Consider the following 25,083-nt stretch of genomic DNA (forward strand, 5'->3'; position numbering starts at 1 on the left):
CAAGGGAATTCATTAACCCTTAACGCCATTGTGACTGGCGGACTATGGACGTTAGCTCCCCAAGATTTATCCACTTTTGATGATGGCTCGTTACTTGTCACTGCTGAAGTCTCTGATATCGCAGGCAACCCTGCATCAGCTGCTGCACAAATGCCTGTTGATATATTGGCTGATATTACTATTGATGTGGACACGGGTAGAGACTCTGTCATTAACCGCTTTGAAATGCTGCGCCTTGATTTCTCGGGTCAAGTTGATGATGTTGAAGACGGTCAAACCATTACTATTACCCTAACCGATAGCCTCAATAACCAACTCACTTTCAATACCACTGTCGTCGCAGGAGTTTGGCAAATTAGCGATGCTGATGTTTCATCACTCATCGATGGCAATATTAGCTTTACAGCGAATACTGTCGATATCGCTGGTAATCCCACTTCTGTCACAGCCATTGTCAGCAAAGATTCTCAAGCATCTGTGACCATTGAAGCGGTAGATGATGACAATACGCTTAATGCAGTTGAAGTCCCCAGCACAACTTTGCGCGGTGAGGCACTTAATATTGAAGATGGTCAAAATGTACTAATTTGGGTGACAGATTCAAATGGCACTAGATTGATATTTAATACCAGTGTTGTTGATGGTCAGTGGCAACTTGATAACCTTGATTTGTCATCATTACTTGATGGTGAACTCACGCTACGTGCATTAGCTGTCGATATAGAAGGTAATCCGAGCATTGGCAACAACACAGTAGCTAAAGATACAGCTGCCGATATCACTGTGGAAATTGTTGATAACGACGGCGTTATCAATGCCACTGAAATGACTCAAGTGGTTATTCAAGGTAGCGTCTCAAACGTTGAAGATGGCCAAATAGTTACCGTCAATCTCACCGATAGCCAAGGCCATTCATTGACTGTAACCGCTATCGTTACTGGTGGTGTTTGGACACTCCCAGCACAAGATCTATCAACCTTTGATGATGGATCTTTAGCAGTCACTGCTGAGGTCAGTGATGTAGCGGGTAACCCTGCATCAGCCACCACACAAATGCCTGTGGATATTATCGCTGATATCACAGTCGAGATTATTGACAATGATGGCGTTATCAATGCCGTTGAAATGACTCAAGTGGTCATTCAAGGTAGCGTCTCAAACGTAGAAGATGGCCAAACGGTTTCAGTGAACCTCACCGATAGCCAAGGCCACTCTCTGACCCTAACCGCCATCGTCACTGGTGGTGTTTGGATTCTCCCAGCACAAGATTTATCAAGCTTTGATGATGGCTCATTACTTGTCACTGCAGAGGTTAACGATGTCGCAGGTAACCTTGCATCAGCATCCGCACAAATGCCTGTGGATACTACCGCAACCATCACTGTCGAAATTGTCGATAGTGATAGTCTCATTAACCAAACTGAGCTTAGTGCAGTCATTGTCAGCGGTACTGTGACTAATATTGAAACTGGTCAGCAAGTCAAAATCACATTAACCGACGCCAACAATGTATCAACTGCCGTAACGACCACGGTCAATACTGACGGTACTTATAGTATTACAGCTCAAGACCTTGCAGCGATAGGATTTGTTGATGGCACCCTTACGGCAACCGCCACTGCAATAGATATTGCAGGCAATAGCGCAACAGCATCTGATCAAGTGCTCATTGATACTCAGGTGACTATCGATATTGATACTGGAGTTGATGGTTTTGATGTCGGTTTATTCACCTACGGAAGAGAATCGTCTCTTGCTGGAACCACCACAGGCGTAGAACAAGGCCAAACTGTCACACTAACGTTAACCGACGGTATTACTACCAAGACGTTTACCACTACAGTCAAAGCAGATGGCAGCTGGCTGTTTGACGACACTTTACATGTTGATGGTTTAAATCAGCGTTTAAGTTGGAAAATGGATGTCAGTGTTACTGACTTAGCTGGTAATACTGCGGTTGATGAAATGCCACAATTAGATATCCCTACTGATGGATATTTATATGAACTAGCACTCAACCTTTATAACCAAACCAATGCTGACTTCAGCTTCGATATTCCTGATGCAGAACTAAGCTTATCTGCAAACCAAGAATTTTTGTTGCGTAGCCAATCTAATGGCCAAGAATTAACCTTGGTTTTAGCTGCGGATGGTCAATCTTTCCAAGTATTCAGAAGCGGTGACAATGAATTAGTATTACAAGCCACATTAACAGGACAAGATCTCAACATTGCCTTATATCAACCGCTGGACAAAGTAACAGCAAATAACATATCCACATTGATTAGACTAGAAGGTCTGCAAACTGATCTTGACGGCACAACAGAACAAATCATTACTTATGCCATATTACACGTAAAAGATACTCCTGAGCTCGCCATAGATGATCACTTCACAACGGTTGAAGACACAACAATGACGGGGTCTATAACAGGTAATGATTACACCATTGAAGGTCCTCTAAATGTTGAAAACATCAACTTTAATGGTATGGATTACGTCATAGCTATTAATGCGCCTGCCGTGATTGATACAGGTAAAGGCGTCTTAACAGTCAACGCCAATGGTTTCTGGCAGTTTGTGGCTAGTGATAATTTGGATAATACAGTAGAGCAATCCATTAGTTTTGATTATACCGTCACCGACTTTGACGGTAGCATCGCTTATGCCACCAGCACAATTACGATTAATGATGGTGCTATCGGCACCATGGCTGATGCAAACTTTGCAACAGCAGAATCAACCATTAATGGTGTCAATACTGACAGCCAGTCATTTTCTATCACAGCAGGATCTGACTCACTAATTGCTTCAACTGTGGTTTTTAGTACTTTATCCCTAGTCCCCTTAAACTCATTAGGGTTAACCTCAAATGGGGACGCATTAAGCTACACATTGGCTGCCGATGCTAAAACCATTACAGCCACCGCCAATGGGGTAACCATATTTACCTTATCACTCTCTGCATCAAGTAATAGCGATGACCTCGATGTCACAGCGGTGATGGATTTAAAGCGCCCATTAGATCATGTTTTTACAGATAATTTAACTTTACAAACCTTAATCGATGCTACTGACTTAGACGGCAGTCATATAGATATAGGTAAACTGAGTTGGACTATTAATGATGGTAATTCAGCACTGATTGATAATATCGACACTCTGACTTTTGATGAAACCAATCTGGCAGGAACGCCTTTAATTCAAACAGGACAATTTGATATTAATGTCGGAGCTGATGCGATTAGTAGCTTAGGTTTTAATATCGATCAAATACCAAACTTAACAGCCGGTGGCGTCGCGGTAATTTTTGAACTATCGAATGATGGCTTAACTTTAACAGCTCATACAGGTGATATTTCAAATCCAATTTTAACGATTGTTATCGACAACGGTTGGAATATTGAAAGTGACACACTCTCTCATACATATACCACCACACTGAGCCGCCCTTTTGATCAAATAAACACCGACGAAGTTAATTTTGGGCTCATTATTACTGACTTTGATGGTGATACAACTCAAGCTCAGATGACACTAATTGTCAGTGATGATGACCCAGGGCAAATCAGCGTCATTGATATCGATATCAGCGAATTACCAAGCGTTACCGCTGGTGTTGATAATCGCACCACTGGTTTTATAAATATCAGCACAACAGGCGATCCTATCGTCAACATTAAGTTTGGTCTTGTGGATGGCGATTATGTAGTCGATGCTGATGGCAATAACCTGACCCAAAATGGCACTAATATATTCTGGGTACTGTCTGATGATGGCGCAGTCGCAGAAGGGCAAACACCTGATGGTAATGTCGTCTTTCGGATGAACTTACCTAGCGATATTTTTATTGATGCTGAAAGTAGCTCTGCGGTCGAATTTGATATGCATATGCTAGGCCCAATAGATAACAACACTGCTACAGGTACATTCACAACGATCAAAGTCGATGTTATTGCGATTGATAGTGATGAAACTGAAATCACCGGCCGTGTTGATATAGATATATTTGATGGAGAAACACCTTCTTTACCTTCCTCAATTACGTTAACTGTTAACGAAGGAGAGCTTGTCGACAACGCCAGCATTCTCAGTAGTGCGCAATTGAGCATGACCAGTGGCAGCGATGATATTGTATCGATTGAACTGACTGAGAGCTATAGCTTTGATGGCTACACCAGTAACGGCCAAGCCATTGTCTTAAGCGATAACGCCAATAGTAATGGTTGGTATGAAGCCATCCGTTCAGGAGATAACACAACCGTATTTAGAGTGCGCTTTAATGCTAATGGTAAAATTGAGTTTGAACAATTTGCAGCTATCGATCATCCGCTTGGTAACGGCGAAAATATTCAAACGTTAAGTTTTGATGTATTTGCAACTGACGCCGATGGTGATGAGTCAAATCAGCAAACGATTAATATTGACATAACCGATGACACCCCTGTTCAACATGACTCTGAATTGACCTTTACAGAGCAAGATAATACCGACTTCAGCGTACAATTATTCAATCAAAAACAGCAAGGCGCAGATGGCGCAACTGTCAGTAAGTTCATTTATGATGGCCAAGAATACGCTGCAGGTGACTCAGTCGACCTCTTTACTGATACCGGAGTCAAATACGGTACATTATTAATCACAGCCAATGGCCAAGCGGTAGTGTCGAGTAAAGTATTTGAATATGAGCAACCAATATATAGCGAAGTTGTTCAGGTATATGTTACTGATGCAGATGGCGATACTGTTATCGATAATTTAACCATTACAGCTAAAGACCAAACTGGCTCTGTTCGAATACTGAACCCCAATTTTGTTGAAGATACCCCCGCTAATCTACTGGTATTTGGATACCCAGGCGATATCGATGAAGGTGAGTTGATTCAAAGTATAGTCTTCAATACAGCATCATTAGCCGGAGGCACGTTAACATTAGATGGCATTCCAGTGCCTACAGATGGCGATGGTAATTACATTCTCGAAGGCATCAACTTATATATTAATGACTTTGGTGTTGCTATCCCTAGTGGCAACCTGCTTTACCACCCTGCAGAAGATGCTTCAGATGCTACCCTAAATGTTGAATTTGAAGTCACGGTTAACATCAACAATAAACCATCAATCACCACCCTAATCCCTGTTTCGATTGAATCCGTAGCCGATATTCCACAATGGGATGATACTAGCCAATTTGTCTACGATATCAAAGAAGATGCAGGAGCAATTGATATTAATGTTGAAGCCAGTACAAAAGATATCGTTGGAGCTGACAGCCAAGGCTCAGAAGTCATGACGTATGTCATAACTAATATCTCTTCAGGCTTAACCCTTAGCAGTATCAACAGTGATGGTAATAGCTTTTCTATCGCCAATGGACAAACCATCTCCGCAGATGAGTTAGCTCAACTTCAAGCTTTAGTCGGTGATGATTTAGCAGGGCAATTTAGCTTTGATATACAAGCAATATCTACTGAACCAGACAATAATGCGACTATTGATATTGCAGCTGAAACCATCATTTTCAATGTTAGTCCTGTCGCAGATTTACCTAGCCTAACAACAAGAGATATCTCCAGTGATGAAGATGTATCAATTGCTTTATACGACTTTCTTTTTGGTGAGCTTTCGGACAATTCTGGCTCAGAGAGTTTAGGATTTGAATTAACCCTACCTGATGGCTGGATAATCGATGCCCCTTCTGCGGTCAATTTAGGCAATGGAGTTTGGACGGTCGAATTTGACGATATCCTCCCAACCCCTCCTTATCTAGGAGCTATGCTAATTCCATTAGCTGATGCAAGCTCAGCCAATTTAGGTGAATTTGACATTACAGTCCGGAGCTTTTCAACAGAAACGGCACAAGATGGTATAGCCCCTATAGATTCAGTTCTGCAACCCAACCCGCATTACAGTGAGCCACAAACGCTTACCATTAGTTTAACTGGTGTCGCAAATGATGCACCGACAATTACGTCTGATGCCAGTGTTTGGCAAATGACTAATGATGGTAGTATTAATTCGGTCGTTCCATTCAACGAAGACAGTGACATTCCATTAAGCTTTACCTTAGTAAGCTCTGATGATGACGGTTCAGAAACTCTGAGTATTCGCCTGGTTGGTCTGCCTGAAGGGGCGTCACTTGTGGATGCGAATGGCCAAATCATCTATTTACCTGTTGTGGGATTTGAGTCAGGTCAGCCAGCGTATAGTGTGACAGCGGAAGTATTATCAACCTTATCCTTAAGGCCACCTGAAGACTTTAGCGGTCAAATAAATCTGACTTTATTCGTTGAAAGCACCGAGTTAGATGGTGATACAGCTGAGTATGAACTCAATCTTAATATTGATATCGCACCTGTTATTGATGAAACAGTCCAGTCACTAACCACAGTAAGTAGTGGTAAAGAAGATCAGCCTATCGTTCTCAATTTATCACCTGCGTTACTGGCTGATATGGATGGCAGTGAAACCATTACTGAGTTAACCCTCTTCCCATCAAGTGACGGCATCATTTTCCTCTTCGATGGCGCTGAGATTGTTGTCGGTAGTGCAGGCTTATTACTGTCAGAATTAACAGATGCAGCTAGCCCGACGTTAACTGATTTACTCAACTCTGGTCGTTTAGCAGTGCTGCCACCACAAGACGCTGACGGACCATTTACCTTAGATGTTAATTACCAAATCACTGACACTTCAGAAACCGGTCAGACCCTAATACAAGATATTTCAACTCAACTGTCCGTTCAGGTTGATGCCGTAGTTGAGATCATTACCCGTCTGCAAACTGATAATACTGTGCTGCATAGCACCGATGGGACACCTATTACCCTGACTGATGACATTGTATTTTTTGATGGTGATATAGACGGTTCTGAAGTTTTGGATTATATCGTTATCGTTATGCCCAGTGACGACGGTTGGTTTGTTACTCACCCGAATGGAGCGATCCATGATGGTGATGGTCTCTGGCTAATACCAACTAACGGTATGACAAGTGACACAATTCAGGAGCAATCCCAAGCCATTCTTGATGGCATGACGATATCAAGCGATCATGTCACTGGCCTTGAAACAATCACTGTTGAAGCAAGAGTGCTAGATAGAGACGATCCTGAGATCATTTCAACCAACATTTTTGTGCTATTTGAACAACCCACATCTGCATCAACCGCATCCGTAGCCACTGACCTACAATCCTCCACAATTGATGCTATTGAAGATAATGCGATTAGCTTTAGTGGTCATCTCAACTTATCCATCACCAGTGATAATAATGATGTCATAAGCTTTAGAGTGCTAGCCAGCGACTTACCTCAGGGCGGTTATTTTACCGGTAGTGACGTTATCGCCCTCTATGACAGTAGTGGCGAAAACATCATCGAATATGTCTTTACTACAGCATCCTTAAGTAACTTAGCATTACATAATATTTCTGAGGATTTTTCCGGTGATTTGACTATTCCTATTCGCATCATTGCCACAGACTCATTAAGTGGTGATACCAAAATAGATGATTCTCAGAATTTGGAAATTAATATTACCCCAGTGGCTGATGGTGTCACTCTGGAGTCATTAATTGATACCATGGATGAAGATGACCCTAAGGCCTTAGGGTTATTTTTAGCCTTCGCTGACACAGATGCCACCGCTAACACTGGTGGTGAAGAAAAAATCATTTTGGACGACCCTGCACAGCTATTTACCATTACCCTGCTCGATGGCGGCCAGCTCATTGATAACACTGGTTTGTTCCAGCTAAAATCTGGCACTGATGATACTTGGGAATTTACAGGTAACACCAATGTAGCATTAAACAATGCCCTAGCTTTATTGCAATTTTCACCACCAGAACACCTAAGTGGTGACTTTAGACTACTGATTTCAGGCACTGTCAGTGACACTGCAGATATTGATGGTGCTAATGTTATCGACAACGCAAACTTCAGCGATACTATAACGATTCAAGTCACCCCTGTTACTGATGCTGCAGAGGTGCCAGCAGATCTGATTATCATTAACGGTACTGAAGATACCAATATTGCCTTAACTGGTATCAATAGTTCTATTATCGGTCTGATTGATACCGACGGCTCCGAAGTGCAATACATCACCATTCAAGGAGTCCCAGAAGGCGCCACTGTTTATTACCAAGATGCTGGCGGTAATTTACAGCTTTTACCCAACAATGGTGCTGATGGAGGTCAGTTTAATGGCTCTCCTACAAGCTACTGGACCATTACCCCAGACCAACTCGATAGCATTGTCATCAAGCCACCACAAAATTTTAATGGCGATATGCCATTGTCACTTTCAATCATCACTCAAGAGTTAGGTACTGATGACTTCGTCACAACCTCTATGGACTTTTTAGTGGGTGTCAGTCCCGTCGCAGATGGTGTCCAAATAATCTCAGTTCCAGATGACTACAGCGCCATAGAAGGCGATGCTATCAAAGTCGAGCTAGGGGCTGAGCTAATTGACCTTGAAGGGCATGAATCCATTAGAGTCGAAGTGACGATTACTTCAGCAGAAGCGACTGCCCTCATCGATTTAGCAGGTATTGAAATTGATGGTCAATTTGCTGCATTAATTTCTGACGGGAATGGCGGATTTACAGCATCGCTGCTGGTCAATGAAACCAGTTTAGAGGAAATAAAAATCTTACCTGGTGAACTTGCATTCGGTACGTTACAAGTTGAGTTGGCACTTTCCAGTATTGATACTGCTGAAGTACTAGGCTCAAATGAAACAGATCAAAGCGCTGCACAAATAGTCAATTTCGAGATTGAAATACCCCCAGAAGTCGACCCACCGATTTGGACACAATTTGGCGATATTAATGCTTTAACTACCAACGATATCCCACTCAACCTTGGGCTTGAATTACAAAATCCAGCCCCAGGAGAGACTGCAAGCCTCACTATTTTAGGCGTGCCTGACGGGGCAACGTTATCAGCTGGGACCCAACAAGGTAATCAATGGATAGTCCCAATTGAGAGTGTTGCTGGCCTAATGATAAGCGGTGTAACGGCAGGTACCACTTTTGAATTAAGCCTAGACCCAACAGCAACACTTGATGGCGAATCTGCAGAAGGCGATCTAGAAACCATCACAATTACCGTTGATGATAACGCAGTAATGAACAGTCCAGCTGCCATGGCCAACTTTGCTTTCAATGATGCGAATACCGATGTAAATCCTAATAACCTTGAACCTATGACACAAAGCGCAGCCGTTTATGGTGTACAACTTGAAGATTTCCAACAGCAAGTCATGGAAGAAATGTATCAAAGGATGCAATTTGAATACATGAGGCAATATGACACGCCTTACCGTTATGTGTCGCCAATGGACCCTATTGACTCAATTATGCCAATCAATCCTGTCATTAATGATACAAGTACTCATATAAGTACTCATGCAAATACTAATGTAATTTCTAATGAAAATGCTTATGCGCAAGATTTCAGTACCCCAGCATCGCAGCAAAGCCTGTCAGCAAATGTCGAAGCTGCACCTATAGAGATTCAGCCTTTTAGTATTGATTTTAATCCCAACACAAAACCTGAGTATGGCTATCAAGATCCTATTGGCAGTGAGCTTATTGATCGTGAGCTTATTAGAATTGAGTTAAGCCCAAATAATCCTGTCGACGACATTACCCCGATTGAATTTACACTCAATCAAATCATGCCAATATCAGCACAACCAACAAGCTTAATTGCTACGAATGACATCATCTCAGTAGCCCAAAATTCAGCGTTATCCCTGATCAGTGTTGATACTCATTGGGGGGATAAACTTATTGAACAACCAGGATTTGGTTACATACAACCTATTCCTGATAGTTCACCGACTAGATTCTCACAAACAGATGCATCACACACAGATTTATCTCACACCAATAGTGCCTTTAATACTGAACTTAGCAATCAACCTAATGATGAAATCAATTCGCTAAATTCACTTACATCGGCCATTAAAGATTCCTTATCAAAACAAGAAACGTTAACCACCAGTTTTGAAAGTGAAAGTTATTTAAATCAATCAGAACTAGATGAAATCAATCAACTAACTCAACAGCAAACGCTGCTAAACCAAAGTTAAATATTTAAGTAACAATAGTGATAAAAACAATATAAACAGAGACATAAAAGCTAGATAAACAATAACAAAGATGCAAAGGATGAGCCGTCTATAATGTCAGCAAATGAAAGCGCTAAACAACAAGCTAATCATCAAGCCTTAATCAGTTTACTGACACTGATTAAGGCTCATTTTGGCCTGCCTATCTCCTCAGAAAGTCTTTCTAAAATCTTATCCGCCCATCCTATTAACAGCGGCGAAGAACAACGGGCACTTCAGCTAAGTGATTTACTCAAACAAATTAATGTTGATAGCGCGCCCCAAGCATTAAGCTTTAATCATTTAGCTTTGCCCGCAATCATATTTGATCAACACAACCAGGCCTACTTTGCATCAGAAAAACAGCAAGGCGCATTAATGCTTGTTGATATGCAAGGTCAACACACTCAAATAAATGAAAAACAGTTCGCAGCGCAATTTAAGTCCAAGTCAGCCCATTGCTGGTACATCAAGCCCATAGAACAACTTGATGAGCGCGGTACTGAACACCATAAAGACACTAAAAGGCATTGGCTTTTAGCGGCATTTGATGAAGTAAAACCCTTTTATGGCAGCTTTTTAATCGGCTCGTTAGCGATTAACTTGCTGGCATTAGTCACCCCGCTATTTACCATGAATGTTTATGACCGCGTCGTACCCAACCAAGCTATCGATACTCTATGGGTACTCGCCAGTGGCGCGTCAATTGCCATTGTATTTGACTGGCTATTACGCCAAGCCAGAACACGTTTAGCAGACGTTGCTGGTAAACAAGTCGATATCAAACTGTCATCAACCTTATTTGAAAAAGTCATCGGCATGCGATTAGAAAACCGTCCAGCTTCTTCAGGTGCTTTTGCTAAGCAACTGCAAGAATTTGACAGCATTCGTGATTTCATCACCTCAGTCACTCTCGTCACTGCAGTGGATTTACCCTTCACCTTATTATTTCTGGTGTTAATTGCTTGGCTTGGTGGTGTCATGGTGTTTGTGCCACTGACCTGCATGGTCGTGCTCATTTTGCTGAGTGTTTTCATGCAAAAGCGCTTATCAGTAACCATCGAAGAATCATCAAAGCTATCAACTCAGCGCCAAGCTCATCTTGTTGAAAGCTTAAATATGCTGGCAGAAATAAAACAAAATAACGGTCAAGCAAAAGCCTCGAGAGTCTGGAATGAAACCGTCAGCAGTCTAGCTGACTGGCAAAATGAATCTCGTATTAGCTCTAATACCCTTAGTCATAGCGTGATGAATTGCCAACAGTTAGTGTCAATTGGCTTAATCATCACTGGGGTATATCAGATCCACCAAGGCAACTTAAGTATGGGGGGCTTAATCGCCATCGTAATGTTAAGCGGCAGAGCTTCCAGCGCCATTAATCAAATCGCCATGTTGTTACTTAAATATCAGCAAACTCGATCTGCGATTACCTCCGTTGAATCTATTTTAGAGTTACCGCAAGAGAACCAACAGCAATCATTAAATGTGGCGCAATTCCCTTTCAATGGCAGCCTTAATCTTCGTGGTGCAAGCTTTAGTTACCCTGAACAACCCCTGTCAGCATTTAACGATGTATCTCTTGATATTAAAGCGGGTGAAAAGGTCGGATTTTATGGTCCTGCTGGTGCAGGAAAATCAACGCTCATGGCGCTGATAGCAGGCCAATATCAACTCAGTGAAGGTCAACTGTTTTATAACCAATTGGAAGCTCAACAATGGTCTGTCGGCAGGCTCCGTGACCATATTGGTTATATGAGCCAACAACCTAACTTAGTCTATGGCACAGTGCTTGATAATTTGCTTTACGGTATCGGCCAAGTGGATGAAACCTTGCTAGCACAAACCATGATGAGTACAGGCATTGATAAGCTCATGGATCGGCTTGGAAGCGGCCTTAATAGCCAAGTAGGTGAATTTGGTCGTCAGCTATCAGGTGGCCAACGTCAAGCTATAGCCCTTTGCCGTACCCTACTTCGCCAGCCGACTTTATTGATCCTTGATGAACCCACCAGCGCCATGGATGAACGCAGTGAAACCCAAATTATTAGCAGTTTAAAAATGAATACTCAAAACTGCACTATGCTCATTTCGTCACACAATCCAAAAGTGCTTAGCCTTTGCGACCGTATTATTGTGATGGATAAAGGTGCCATTATTGGCGAGAAATCTGCTGCCGAGTTACTTGAACCTAATAAACGTCGTATCAAAGCGGTTAACGTTCGCAACACCAGCAACACAAAGGCTCACACTTCAAATACAAGTGCTTCAAAAACGAATACCTCAAAGATAAGTGAGGTGAAATCATGAGTGCAAACTTACATATCAAACACCTTGAAGGAGCTAAACGAGCCAACCGAGTCATATTACTCACATTTGGTTTACTCTGTTTCACACTCATTTGGGCAGCTTTTGCGACATTAGAAGAAGTTGTCGTCGGTGAAGGCAAAGTGGTTCCCGCCTCTGCAGTGCAACAAATTGAGAGTTTAGACGGTGGCAGTTTAAAAGAGATCCTTGTTAAAGAAGGCGATACCGTCATCGCAGGACAAACCCTATTAGTTATCGATGAACTCAGATTTGCTTCAGCATTTCATGAAGCCAGATTAAATAGTGTGGCGCTTAAAAACCAACTAACTCGACTCGAAGCCTTACTCGATAGTGTCCTTATTGATGACACCCAAGCATTATGGTTTTCACAAGTACAAATTACCCCACAACAGTTTGATATTGCCGACAGCTCAGCAAACAGACGATCACAGGCAATATATAACTCGCAGCTATCTCAATTAATTTCACAGCTAGATCAAACCGCCCAAATAGTTGAGCAAAAACGCCAAGCAAAAGAAGAAGTGAACATTAATATCAATGCTCAGCGCAGTGGGCTTACGATGGCAAAGCAAGAAATTCGCATGACCCGTGAGGCTGTTGGTGAAGGCGCTGTAGCAGAGTTAGAGTTATTAAAACTTGAGCGTGATGCAGTAAGACTGCAAGGAGAATTATCAGCATCACAAGCCAGTGAAAGGCAACTTAAAGCCGCCATTAGTCAAGCAGTGGCAGAGCGCCGAAATGTCGCACTCGATTTTGTTAACCGCACCACTGATGAGCGCAATAAAACCAGTAATGAATTATCTGCATTAACCGAAAATATGAAAGCCCTAGCCGACAGGCTGGAACGCACCCAAATTACCAGTCCTGTTTCGGGCAGCGTGTCTAATATTGTCGTGCGATCAGCAGGGCAAGTGGTAGAACCTGGCCAAGTACTCATGGAAGTCGTCCCTCAAGATGACCAACTCATTATCGAAAGTCATATCGCGCCAAAGGACATTGCTTTTGTTCATAAAGGCTTAAAAGCAATGGTGAAATTTACGGCTTATGACTTTGTGATATACGGTGGTATTAAAGGTGAGGTCATATACGTCAGCCCTGATGCACAACAACTTGAAGATGGCACAACTTACTATGAAGCCCATATTCAAACTGATGAAAACCAACTGAACGGCTGGCCAATTATTTCAGGCATGCAAGCCTCAACCGATATTTTAACTGGCAATAAAACCGTCTTAAATTACTGGCTAAAACCGCTATTGCGGGCCAGAGCAAATGCGCTACGAGAACCGTAAGGTAAAGGTAAGGATACTATGCAAAAACTGTTATTCATTTCTGCTTTAGTAATATCAACACAGGCACAAGCACTGACGTTGGAACAATCAGTAGCAGAAGCGATAAATCACCATCCAAGGTTGCAGCAAAAATATGCCAGCTTTGAAGCCGCAGTTCGTTATAAAAAAGCCGCTGTGGGTGATTATCTTCCTCAAGTTAAACTCTACGGTGGTGTCGGTTACGAAGAAGTTCGATATAACAGCGGCCAACGAGTTGATACTGATCTAAATCGCACCGAACTCGGCGTTAAAGTATCGCAATTATTGTTTGATGGGTTTAGAACAACCTCTGAAATTGACCGCCTTGAATTTGAACAAGAAGCCGAGCGATTTGGCTTGATTTCAGAAGCTGAAAACTTGTCACTAGAAGTCGCCACCGTTTACTTAAACCTAGTCGAAGCAAACCGTATTGTCGGCCTCGCTGAGCGCAATATTGAAGAACATAAAGATATCCTTAAGGATATCATTTTACGTCAAAATAAAGGCTTAAGCAGTGAATCTGATGTCGCTCAAGTTAAAGCGCGCGTGGCAACCAGTCAATCGGGTTATCTCGCAGCACGCAATCAGCAAATGGATTTACAAGCTAAGTATTATGATCTTGTCGGGCAACTTCCGGTAGATTTATATAATGCTAAACCTGACTTTAATTATGTGCCTACCTCATTAAAATTAGCGCTTGAACAAGCAGTTAAGAATCACCCTGAAATCGATGCAGCAATCAATGACACTCAAGCAGCCTCATCTCAATATGAGCGCGAAAAAAGTGATTACTGGCCTAAGCTATCAATCGAGTTACAAGCCAACAAAAATGACAATATTGGCGGAATTGAAGGCCCTGATGAAGACGCCAGAGCCATGTTAATGCTGAGCTATGATTTGTATAACGGCGGCTCAACCAATGACCGAGCAGAAGCCGCAGCTTGGCAAGTTCAGCAAGCTAAATCCATTCGTCAGCAAACCGAAAAGCAAGTGATAGAAGGCACTCGTCTAGCTTGGAATTCATACGAATTTGTCGGTCAGCAACGTAAATTCTATCAAGTAAATGTCGATCAGGCTGTGCAGGCAGAACAAGGCTATCAACGCCAGTTTGAACTTGGCAGACGTTCATTGCTTGATGTCCTCGATGCCAAAGTCGAAGTGTATCTTGCGCGCAAAAACTATCTTAGTGCTTATTACAATTATCACATTGCGGCCTATCGCTTAATTAACGCGACAGGGCAACTGATCGAATCATTTAGGGTCGACACCCCTAACCAATGGCAAGAGGAGAAGTAACATGAAATCAATTAACTTACTGCCACTTTGCCTACTTGCCCTAACACTCAGCGCTTGTATAGAAACACCGCGCCCAGCCCTTGTTGAACAACAAAGTCGTGATTTATACGATTTGGATACAGATGGTGTGATTACCGCACGCGATCTGTGCCTAACTACTCCTGATGGTTCAGTTATCAATAATGATGGCTGTGAAAGCTCAACCACAGTAGAAAAACAAGCCAGTAGAGTGGTGATGTTTGAGTTTGATAAGCACACGTTAACCACTTACGAATCAGAACGATTGGCAAAAATGGTCAATGCTGTTAAACATTATCAAGATGCAAGAATATACTTAATCGGTGACACCAGCCCTGAAGGCAGTGATGCCTATAACCATGAACTCGCTAAAAAACGCGCCGCTGAAATCACGCGAATAATCGTAGCCCAAGGCATTAATGAGCAACAAATTACCTCGCAAGTATATTTTGAATCTAACATGATCCCAAATGCCATCAGAGGTCGCGAGCATCGCTTAGTTGCAGTTGCTAAATGGCAGGAGTCAGGTATTGAAAAAGCTTGGCATATTTTTTCAACAGAAAAAGTAGCTAAACCTAAGCCAAGTAAAGCTACTGGCATATAATATAAATAAAAAATATTATTAAAAATGCTGCCATGCTGGGTCTTTTTTTGATTACAGGGCAAGTTCAAAGTTATGTTTGAATTATTGCCCTTATCAGTGATCTAGCTAACACGCCGAGCATATTCGACTTCACTAACTTACGCCGAAATGATTGAATTATTGTATTCTTCATTCATGAGGCCTTATCATGCATAAAAGCGTTAAAACATTACTAGCCACAACGGCTCTATTTTTCAGTAGTCATTTGATTACAGGTACAGCAGTAGCAAACAGCGGCTGTGCATTTGATGAAGAGCAATCAGGCTTCATGGCGACATGCAGCGAGGAGAAACAAGAAGTGATTATCACTGGCATTGTTGAAATTTCAGCACTTGAAAAAGATTTACCAGGTTACGCAGCAGAGTACGAAAACTACCAAACTAATGCAGATGCCATTTCAGCATTAAAAGCAATCGACACGCCAACTAATGTTGTCGTTATTATCGGTACTTGGTGCCCAGATTGTCACCGTGAAACACCAAGATTCATGCGCCTTATTGAAGAAGTTGCCAATCCAAATATCACCGTCACATACATCGGTGTAGATCGCAGCAAATTAGATCCAGAAGGCTTAGCTGCTAACTATGAGTTCAGCCGTATACCAACCTTCATCGTAGAGCAAGACGATAAAGAAATTGGCCGCATCATTGAAAGACCTGAAGTGACTTTAGAGCAAGATTTACTGAACATCATTAAATAATCAGTATTTAAATATCTGATTTATTGATCATCAAAAAGGGACGCTAACGTAAGTTAGCGTCCCTTTTTTGTATTCTTTTACTGCTGTTTTTGGGTAATGAAAACGATGAAATAGCTTATTCAGTTTGCTCAACTCGTTCAGCTAACATGGTCAATACGCCTTCTCGCAGCGCACCGCCAGAAAGGTTAAGCGACTCGATATCCAGCAGTTCAAACAAGGCGATTAAAATAGCAATACCTGATGCAAACGTTGGTGCTTTTTCTACAGATAAACCCTGAATATGATGCAGTGACTCATTTTTTTGCGCTAAAACCTCATCACGAAAACGGTATAACACCTTTAAGGTAATGATTTCTGATAATTCACGATGATTAAGCACAGATACAACCGACTGTACTGCGCCAGAGGCGCCTACAACGCCTTGCCAACCTAATTCCCTCAATAACTCGCTATGCGGTTCAAGAGCCTTTGATACGGCTAATTTGGCTTGTTCGAAATGATGAAGTTGATAAGGGACTTGATTGAAAAACTGCTGATTAAAGCGAACACAGCCAAAGTCTAAACTGGTTTTAAATAGCACCTGATTGCCATTACCGATAATAAACTCAGTGCTAGCACCACCAATATCAATCACCAAACGTTGACCATCACCTTCAGTGGTGGCTGCCATACCTTGATAAATGAGTTCAGCTTCACGCAGGCCGCTAATCACCTCAATAGGATGACCTAAAATCGGTAACGAGCGTTGATGGAATTCTTGGGCATTTGAGATAACACGAAGGGTTGCTGTTGCAAAAACAGCGACATGTTGCTGAGCGACTTGATGCTTTTCAAGCATCTCAGCGAACATGGATAAGCAATCCAAACCACGTTGTAATACTGCTTCAGCTAAGCGATTATCCTCGCCAATACCTTCTGCCAAACGCACTTTCTGCTTATATTTAGCAATAATTGTTGGCTGGCCATCCAATGTTTGGGCAACCAACATATTAAAGCTATTTGAGCCAAGCGTTATCGCGGCGTAACAAGGTAATGTAGCTGAACCAGTCATTTACGAGTGTCTGCGATTCCTTTGAGGTGGACGACCACCACTGCGATGTGCACCATTACGATTGCCACCGTCACGACCACGCGTCGTAGGGTGCTTACGATGAATACGCACAGGAGGCGGTAAATCATCAAGTAATGCTTCACGATCGTAATTCGTCACAGGAATTGAATGTGATATATACGTTTCAATTGCAGGCAGGTTCAGTGCATATTCTTCACATGCAAAACTCACCGAAACGCCTTTTTGACCCGCACGACCGGTACGGCCAATACGGTGAACATAATCTTCACAATCATCTGGTAAATCATAGTTATACACATGAGATACATCAGAAATATGTAGACCACGAGCAGCAACATCCGTCGCCACTAATAAATCAAGTGCACCTGAAGTAAATTGCTCAAGAATACGGATACGTTTCTTTTGCGGCACATCACCTGTTAGTAAACCTACGCGATGTCCATCACCTTCTAACCATGACCATACCTTTTCACAGCTGTGCTTGGTATTTGAGAAAATGATCGCTTTTTCAGGCCAATCTTCTTCTAGCAAGGTTAATAACAGACGCATTTTGTCATCTGTTGAAGGGTAGAAAATTTCTTCTTTAATGTTCTTAGATGTTTTTTGCTCAGGGGCAATTTCAACTTTCTCAGGATCATTCATATGATCATAAGCCAGTTCTTGCACCTTCATTGATAATGTTGCTGAATACAACATGTTCAAGCGAGACTTGGCATCAGGCATACGTCTAAACAAGAAACGAATGTCCTTAATAAAGCCTAAATCGAACATACGATCAGCTTCATCAAGTACAACCGCTTGAATTGAATTCAAACTGATCACACCTTGACGAACATAATCGATAATACGGCCAGTGGTACCGATAAGAATATCAACACCAGCATCAAGTACTTGACGTTGAACATCGTAACTTTCGCCACCGTAGACAATACCGACCTTTAAGCCAGTATGTTTTTCTAATAATTTGGCATCTTTTGCAATCTGAATCGCTAATTCGCGAGTCGGCGCCATAATAATTGAACGTGGCTGATTAATTTGTCGCCCTTCTGGTATGGCAACCGATAAAAGATGGTTAAATGTGGCAACCAAAAAAGCCATTGTTTTGCCAGTACCTGTTTGTGCCTGACCTGCAATATCTTTTTGTTGCAATAAAATGGGAAGAGATAACGCCTGAATTGGCGTACAAAATTCAAAGCCATTTTCGTTTAAAGCCTGAATTACCTCTGGTTTCAAAGGGAAGTCAGCAAACTTTTGGGTAGATAAATGTGTTTCGCTCATAGCTCAAGCATACTCGTTAGTGTTGCAAAAAAAGACTTAATCGTTTGAAATAGCCCACACGTTTACTTGAAAACTATTTAACCGCCCCAATATACATGGTAAGCCATTAATAAACTAGCAATGGTGCCAAATCTGGAGATTTACATGAGCGATAAAATTGTATACCTAAGCGATGACAGCTTCGAAAATGACGTCATTAACTCAGAATTGCCTGTATTGGTAGACTTCTGGGCTGAATGGTGTGGTCCTTGTAAAATGATTGCGCCAATCTTAGACGACGTAGCTGAAGAGTACGCGGGTAAGATCACTGTAGCTAAACTTAACGTTGACCAAAATAATGTATCACCTGCTAAGTACGGTGTACGTGGCATCCCGACATTATTAATGTTCAAAGGCGGCGAGTTAGTTGCCACTAAAGTAGGTGCATTATCAAAGACTCAATTAAAAGAGTTTATTGACGCACAAGCTTAATCAAGCCTCTCATTAAAATGACAGCTGTTGATTGAAAGTTGAATATTATTCATAACGAGCTAACACGGTTAGTTCGCTATTGTTTAAAAACTAACAATATTTAGTTAACTCAACCGATACACCTTATGACATTGCTGCGCATTTTAAGCTTGAAAAGTGATAATCGGCACAATATGTGAACAATTTGTGCCGATTTTTCGCTAAAATTCTGGACGTCATGCAGATATAGTGCTAATTTATTCATCAGATTTTTTCAACTAAACTCCTACTCGCTTTTCAATCACACATTTCTACATTGTTCTACCCTTTGATTGATTGCGGTAAGCATCGTCGCGTAATACAAGACCCCCAACATGAATTTAACTGAATTAAAAGACACGTCTATATCAGACCTAGTTTCACTAGCAGAAAGCATGAAATTAGAAAATATGGCCCGTGCTCGCAAGCAGGACATCATTTTCTCCATTCTGAAAGCCCACGCCAAAAGCGGTGAAGATATCTTTGGTGGCGGCGTATTAGAAATCCTCCAAGATGGCTTTGGATTTTTAAGAAGTTCGGATGGTTCTTACCTAGCTGGCCCAGATGACATTTATGTCTCACCAAGCCAGATCAGACGCTTCAATATGCGTACCGGTGATACCATTTTTGGTAAAATCCGCCCACCAAAAGACGGTGAACGCTATTTTGCTCTGCTAAAAGTCAACGAAGTTAACTTCGACAAACCTGAAAATTCTCGCTCTAAAATCTTATTCGAAAACCTTACCCCACTGCATGCTGAAGATCGTCTACGTATGGAACGCGGTAACGGTTCTACTGAAGACATCACTTCACGAATTCTTGATTTATGTTCTCCGATTGGTAAAGGTCAGCGTGGTTTGATCGTTGCACCGCCAAAAGCAGGTAAAACCTTACTGCTACAGAACATGGCGCAAAGCATTACCCATAACAACCCAGAAGTGGTGTTAATGGTATTGCTAATCGACGAACGTCCTGAAGAAGTAACCGAAATGCAGCGCATGGTTAAAGGTGAAGTTATTGCTTCTACTTTCGATGAGCCAGCATCACGTCACGTTCAAGTGGCAGAAATGGTTATCGAGAAAGCCAAACGTTTAGTTGAGCATAAGAAAGATGTCGTTATCTTATTAGACTCAATCACGCGTCTTGCTCGTGCTTACAACACGGTTATCCCATCATCAGGTAAAGTACTTACCGGTGGTGTTGATGCCAACGCACTTCATCGTCCAAAGCGTTTCTTTGGTGCTGCTCGTAACATCGAACACGGTGGCAGCTTAACCATTATCGCAACAGCGCTAGTTGATACTGGCTCTAAGATGGATGAAGTTATTTACGAAGAATTTAAAGGTACAGGTAACCAAGAGTTACACCTTTCTCGTAAAGCAGCTGAAAAACGTGTTTTCCCTGCAATCGACTTTAACCGTTCAGGTACACGTCGCGAAGAAAAACTCACTACGCCAGATGAACTGCAGAAGATGTGGATTTTACGTAAAATCCTTAATCCTATGGATGAAGTATCAGGTATGGAATTCCTTATCGATAAATTGGCTATGACCAAAACAAACGATGAGTTCTTCACTGCAATGAAGCGCGCTAAAAGCTAACGCACTTTTTGCTTTCAAAAAAACCACCTTCACGGTGGTTTTTTTATGTCTATTTTCTGCCATTTTAAAACATCGATAATCTAGCTCATTAGTTTTGACAGCCATTGTGAGTAACGATTACTAAGGTCACTTGTGATTGTCAGTTGCAAAGGTCGCTTGTAATTGTCACTTGTAAATAGCAACAAAAATGCCGCTGTCTCTATAAAGCCAGCGGCATTGTCATTTTAGTTTTACCAATCTAACTAATATAACTTTGGCCTGCATACACCACGAAATGTCGTAGTGCTAACACTCCTAAAATCGTGCTACAAGAAACCGTAATTAAAAAGCCCTTAGTATGACGCCATGACTTAGGTGCTAATGTACTAGCAAGTACAGGGACCACCAGACCAAGTCCGACAACACCTAGCCAGAATACGCTAGCCCAAGTCCCAGTCGTAATAGCCGCTGTTGCCGCCTGAGCTGCTGGACCTGAAAAGTTAAGGCCAACAAACAGCAAGACTAAACATAAGGCTTCATTGAATGCGACAGGGTATTCAATGCGGTGTACTTGCTCAATACAGTCAGACTCTTTTTTACTGAAGAACAAGGTGGCCACTAAGATATTACCCGCCGACCCCACAGACAGCGCCGATGCTAAAAATAACGCAGGTAACACAGCGGTATTTAAAATCGGGTAGCTAATTAACGCAGAGAGTAAGAAACCAGTGTAAATCCCAACTCCTATCGCCAGTACAAAAATCAGCTTATTCAGACTATTTTCAAGCTTGCGACACACCTTTACCACACCCGATAACCATGGCGCATATTGCAGTAACGGTTTTTCAAAAACTAAACCTGCAAATACAAATACCAGCGGGATATAAAATAATAACGCTAATACCCCCCAAGCCATTACTGAAGTAAAGTTGTAGTTGAGTAAAATATGATAAAACTCAAATGGCTTAGTCAAGTCAAGCATTAACAACGCCATACCGACACAAATAGAGATCGGTCCAACAACAGCTGCAGCCTTGATAACTGGTAAGCCTTCAGTGGGTAAGCCACGACTTTGCCTGTACCATTTAAGCCCTATTGCCACCAGCATTGAACCCGCTGATAACCCTGCCATAAATAAGTAAACTGCGATTATCCAGTTCCAAACGACTGGATCATATTGCTCCATTGAGCCCCAGATATTATTCATGCTTTGATCCCTCCTTTACGGCTAGGAATGCGATAAACCCTTGGCTCTGTGCCTAGATTCACTTTTTGTTGATAATGATTTTTAGTGTCTAATAACTGACTGACTTCAGAAGTTAAATCATTGGCATCACCAAAAGTCAGTGCTTGAGTAGGACAAACCGTGACACAAGCTGGCTCTTCACCGCGAGCTAAGCGGGTTTCTTTACAAAAGTCGCACTTGTCTGGCACTCGGGTTTCAGGGTTAATAAAGCGCACTTTGTAAGGGCAAGCAGCAACGCAATACAAGCAACCAACACACTTGCCTTCATTGATAGACACAATGCCATCATCATTGACGTAGGCTGCGCCAGTTGGGCAGACTTTCACACACGGAGCATTCTCACACTGCTCACATGAAACGCGATTATATTTAAAATGAAGGTGAGGAAAGTTGCCATAAGGCCCCTCAACGCGAACCTGAATACGAGTCACTGACTCAGGGACATTATTTTCACTGCGACAAGCGACATTACACGCTTGGCAGCCAATGCACTTGTTTTCATCGTGCACAAGGACATAACGTTTAGTCATAATGAACTCCGATTAAATCTTGGCTATTTTGACGCCGGTAGTGTGCAAGTTCATGCCAGTAACCGGAGACGTAACGTGAGGAAGTAAGTTGCCGCAATGAATACCTTTACCGGTAGCACGTGCAAGCTCTTTGTTTTTAGAACCGCAGCCCATATAAGCAAATACGGTGTCTGGGCGAATACCAGGCGTGACCAGAGCATGACCCTCTTCACTGCCAGTGTCGTTGAAAATTCGAATCTTATCACCGCTAGAAATGCCCATGTGTCCGGCTGTAATTGGATGGATCCAAAGGGCGTTATCAGACATCAAATTCGCTAAGATAGGTACATTTTGAGTCGCACCATTGGTGTGAACGGCCACTTTACCTTGAATGAAAAACAGCTCATCAGCTTTTTTCATAGTCACTTCGCGATATTTAATCACCCCGCGGCCAGGCGCCATTTTTTCGACCTTATTAGAGCTCAATTCAATCTTGCCTGAAGGCGTTTTGAAGCTCAGATGACTGGCATAAGTGGAATCTTCATCAGGTGTAATGGCATTGGGATATTCAGACACAAACGTATTTACCATGCTTGGTTCACGCAGCATTAACGGTTTACCGTAGCTGACCCAACCATCACGCTTAATCTTGTCTAATAATTTAACGTCTTTGTTCACTTGGAACATCTGTAAGGTCTGCATATTTTCCCAAGGGAAGTATTCACCTTGACCTAATTTGTCAGCCACCTCTTTCCAGATCTGCCAGCTTGGTTTGGTATCACCAATGGTATCTACCACTCGTTGACGCACGTAATAAGCAGGGTTTTTACCTGACTTATCTTTAATTTCTTCATCACGTTCAAGATAGGTTGATTCTGGCAGGAATACATCGGCGTAAGCTGCGCTCTCAGTAATGTACAAGTCACAAGCCACCACAAAATCTAACTTCTGCATTGATTCAACAATGCGCGCTCTATCTGTCATGGTTTGCATTGGATTAGTACGGCTCATTACCCAGCCATGAAGCTGATACGGCACAGCATCAAGGGTTGCATCCAGAATTGTTTGATAAATTCCGCCTGATGACCACAACATGGAATATTGCTCATCCACCATATCGATACGCTTCGCTTCGATTTTAGGCAGGTTTTTAACCCCTGGCTTAGATAAGGTTGGTGCAACCGTTTCACCAGCAAACTTATTATAATTCGACGCTTTTTTACCGAAGTACAAACCACCTTTACGTTCAATGTTACCCACCAGTACATTGGCAGCGTATAACGCACGGCGCATTTCAAACTCTTCTGTTGTGAATGACGAACGATGCCCGAAATCCACTAATACATGTGGCGCTGCAGCTGCGTATTCATGGGTTATACGGCGAATATCTTCTGCGGGTACATCACTGATCGCTTCAGCCCACTCTGGAGTGTAGTTTTTAACTTCTTTAGCAAATTCATCGAAGCCTTCGACGTATTTTGCGACAAAATCTTTATCGTACAAATCATCATGAATAAGCGTATGACACATGGCCAACGCAACCGCGACATCAGTGCCTGGCTTAATCGCGTACCACTCATCAGCTTTGTCTGCCACGATAGAAAAGCGCGGTTCAAATACGACTAGCTTTGCGCCCTTTTCCATTTGGGCATTCATCATTCCTCGAGTTTCAGACATGTTGATGCCTTCATACAAGTTATGACCAAAATTGATGATGTACTTTGAATTACTTAAATCACGCTTGATTTTGCCACCAAAAATGGCTTTAGCCGCAACCACATAACCCGCAGGACACGTTGAGGCATGGGTGAAAGTATTAGGACTACCAAAGGATTTTGCTAGATGGAAAAGATGGCCTTCAAGTGAGCCTGATTTAGACGAAAAAGCAACTGACTCAGCACCGTGTTTGACTTTAATTTTATTGAGGTTTTCAGCAATCAGACTATAGGCTTCATCCCACTCGATTTCTGCCCATTTACCTTCACCACGTTCACCCACTCGCTTCAGCGGTTTAACAATACGTTGCTTATCGTAAAGTAAACTATGACCAGCACCACCGCGAGCACAAACTGCACCACCAAATGATTTGGCTTTTTTATTACCGAGAATGGATACGTTTTTGCCGTTAACCACTCTGGCTGATATTGGACAGCGTGTAGAACACATTTCGCAACTACTTGCGATAGACTCTTCACTGCCTTGAACTGTGACACTGCCTAAGGCGGCAATCGAGCCGGGCAAAGCAGCAAGGGCACAACCTGCGGTACCTGCGCCTGCGCCTTTGATAAAGGTTCGCCGATCTAGTTTCATGGTGTATCTCCCAAATGACAATAATGACCAAGAACATAAAACGGCATACGCATTATCCAAAAAACTGGATTGCCAAGCTGTTAAGCTGTTCTAAGGTTTTCATCATTCTCACTCAAGGAAATCACCTTGAATATTGTGGTAAACCACATACTCACTCGTCTACATCGTGCATTGTGATTGGG

Annotated in this window: 13 protein-coding genes; 8 read left to right on the top strand and 5 right to left on the bottom strand. The window is 42.3% G+C overall.

The window, feature by feature from the left end; all coding sequences use genetic code 11:
• Positions 1–30: 30 nt before the first annotated feature.
• The 6 genes from L2737_RS19505 to L2737_RS19530 all read left to right on the top strand — a co-directional run bounded on the left by L2737_RS19505 (position 31) and on the right by L2737_RS19530 (position 16,417).
• Positions 31–10,107, top strand: coding sequence for a T1SS-143 repeat domain-containing protein (locus L2737_RS19505; protein WP_248956831.1), 10,077 nt, complete (start codon positions 31–33; stop codon positions 10,105–10,107).
• Between the two features lie 93 nt (positions 10,108–10,200).
• Positions 10,201–12,432: a type I secretion system permease/ATPase gene (locus L2737_RS19510; protein WP_248956832.1), complete on the top strand. Its 2,232-nt coding sequence runs from the start codon at positions 10,201–10,203 to the stop codon at positions 12,430–12,432.
• Positions 12,429–13,742 (top strand): HlyD family type I secretion periplasmic adaptor subunit, encoded by a 1,314-nt coding sequence (locus L2737_RS19515; protein ID WP_102529361.1) that lies wholly within the window; start codon positions 12,429–12,431, stop codon positions 13,740–13,742. The genes L2737_RS19510 and L2737_RS19515 overlap by 4 nt, the downstream gene beginning before the upstream one ends.
• An 18-nt stretch (positions 13,743–13,760) precedes the next feature.
• Entirely contained in the window at positions 13,761–15,056 is a 1,296-nt protein-coding gene (locus L2737_RS19520; RefSeq protein ID WP_102529362.1) for a TolC family outer membrane protein, read from the top strand.
• A gap of 1 nt (position 15,057) precedes the next feature.
• Positions 15,058–15,678 carry an OmpA family protein gene (locus L2737_RS19525; protein ID WP_248956833.1) on the top strand — a complete coding sequence of 207 codons (621 nt, stop codon included), beginning with the start codon at positions 15,058–15,060 and terminating at the stop codon, positions 15,676–15,678.
• 187 nt (positions 15,679–15,865) lie between these two features.
• A complete protein-coding gene (locus tag L2737_RS19530; RefSeq protein WP_248956834.1) occupies positions 15,866–16,417 on the top strand; it encodes a thioredoxin family protein in 552 nt (183 codons plus the stop codon).
• A 115-nt stretch (positions 16,418–16,532) separates the two neighbouring features.
• Here the strand turns inward: L2737_RS19530 and L2737_RS19535 are convergent, their stop codons facing one another.
• On the bottom strand, positions 16,533–17,468 hold the full coding sequence (locus L2737_RS19535) for a Ppx/GppA phosphatase family protein (RefSeq protein ID WP_248956835.1): 936 nt from the start codon (positions 17,466–17,468) through the stop codon (positions 16,533–16,535).
• Positions 17,469–18,767: an ATP-dependent RNA helicase RhlB gene (gene rhlB / locus L2737_RS19540; RefSeq protein WP_102529366.1), complete on the bottom strand. Its 1,299-nt coding sequence runs from the start codon at positions 18,765–18,767 to the stop codon at positions 17,469–17,471. It abuts the gene before it with no gap.
• Between the two features lie 144 nt (positions 18,768–18,911).
• On the opposite strand from rhlB, the gene trxA reads away from it, so the two are divergent.
• A complete protein-coding gene (gene trxA / locus L2737_RS19545; RefSeq protein WP_102529367.1) occupies positions 18,912–19,238 on the top strand; it encodes a thioredoxin TrxA in 327 nt (108 codons plus the stop codon).
• Positions 19,239–19,591: 353 nt separating this feature from the next.
• A complete protein-coding gene (gene rho, locus L2737_RS19550; RefSeq protein ID WP_102529368.1) occupies positions 19,592–20,857 on the top strand; it encodes a transcription termination factor Rho in 1,266 nt (421 codons plus the stop codon).
• A gap of 238 nt (positions 20,858–21,095) precedes the next feature.
• Here rho and nrfD read toward each other — a convergent pair whose 3' ends face one another.
• Genes nrfD through phsA form a run of 3 tightly spaced genes read right to left on the bottom strand, consistent with a single transcriptional unit; the run spans position 21,096 to position 24,901 of the window.
• The gene (nrfD, locus tag L2737_RS19555; RefSeq protein WP_229371494.1) at positions 21,096–22,043 is read right to left on the bottom strand and encodes an NrfD/PsrC family molybdoenzyme membrane anchor subunit; all 948 of its coding nucleotides are present in this window, start codon (positions 22,041–22,043) and stop codon (positions 21,096–21,098) included.
• Positions 22,040–22,612 (bottom strand): 4Fe-4S dicluster domain-containing protein, encoded by a 573-nt coding sequence (locus tag L2737_RS19560; RefSeq protein WP_102529371.1) that lies wholly within the window; start codon positions 22,610–22,612, stop codon positions 22,040–22,042. Before L2737_RS19560 ends, nrfD begins: the two co-directional genes overlap by 4 nt.
• A gap of 12 nt (positions 22,613–22,624) precedes the next feature.
• Complete coding sequence (gene phsA, locus L2737_RS19565; RefSeq protein WP_248956836.1) at positions 22,625–24,901, bottom strand: thiosulfate reductase PhsA; 2,277 nt, start codon at positions 24,899–24,901, stop codon at positions 22,625–22,627.
• Positions 24,902–25,083: the final 182 nt, after the last annotated feature.

Origin of the sequence: Shewanella electrodiphila, from assembly GCF_023283985.1 — a bacterium.
Classification (GTDB): Bacteria; Pseudomonadota; Gammaproteobacteria; order Enterobacterales; family Shewanellaceae; genus Shewanella; species Shewanella electrodiphila.

Bases quoted from the DNA above. Each gene is read 5' to 3' on its own strand.
- L2737_RS19510 (WP_248956832.1), top strand. From the start codon at position 10,201: ATGTCAGCAAATGAAAGCGCTAAACAACAAGCTAATCATCAAGCCTTA.
- L2737_RS19515 (WP_102529361.1), top strand. From the start codon at position 12,429: ATGAGTGCAAACTTACATATCAAACACCTTGAAGGAGCTAAACGAGCC.
- L2737_RS19520 (WP_102529362.1), top strand. From the start codon at position 13,761: ATGCAAAAACTGTTATTCATTTCTGCTTTAGTAATATCAACACAGGCA.
- L2737_RS19525 (WP_248956833.1), top strand. From the start codon at position 15,058: ATGAAATCAATTAACTTACTGCCACTTTGCCTACTTGCCCTAACACTC.
- L2737_RS19530 (WP_248956834.1), top strand. From the start codon at position 15,866: ATGCATAAAAGCGTTAAAACATTACTAGCCACAACGGCTCTATTTTTC.
- L2737_RS19535 (WP_248956835.1), bottom strand. From the start codon at position 17,468: ATGACTGGTTCAGCTACATTACCTTGTTACGCCGCGATAACGCTTGGC.
- rhlB (WP_102529366.1), bottom strand. From the start codon at position 18,767: ATGAGCGAAACACATTTATCTACCCAAAAGTTTGCTGACTTCCCTTTG.
- trxA (WP_102529367.1), top strand. From the start codon at position 18,912: ATGAGCGATAAAATTGTATACCTAAGCGATGACAGCTTCGAAAATGAC.
- rho (WP_102529368.1), top strand. From the start codon at position 19,592: ATGAATTTAACTGAATTAAAAGACACGTCTATATCAGACCTAGTTTCA.
- nrfD (WP_229371494.1), bottom strand. From the start codon at position 22,043: ATGAATAATATCTGGGGCTCAATGGAGCAATATGATCCAGTCGTTTGG.
- L2737_RS19560 (WP_102529371.1), bottom strand. From the start codon at position 22,612: ATGACTAAACGTTATGTCCTTGTGCACGATGAAAACAAGTGCATTGGC.
- phsA (WP_248956836.1), bottom strand. From the start codon at position 24,901: ATGAAACTAGATCGGCGAACCTTTATCAAAGGCGCAGGCGCAGGTACC.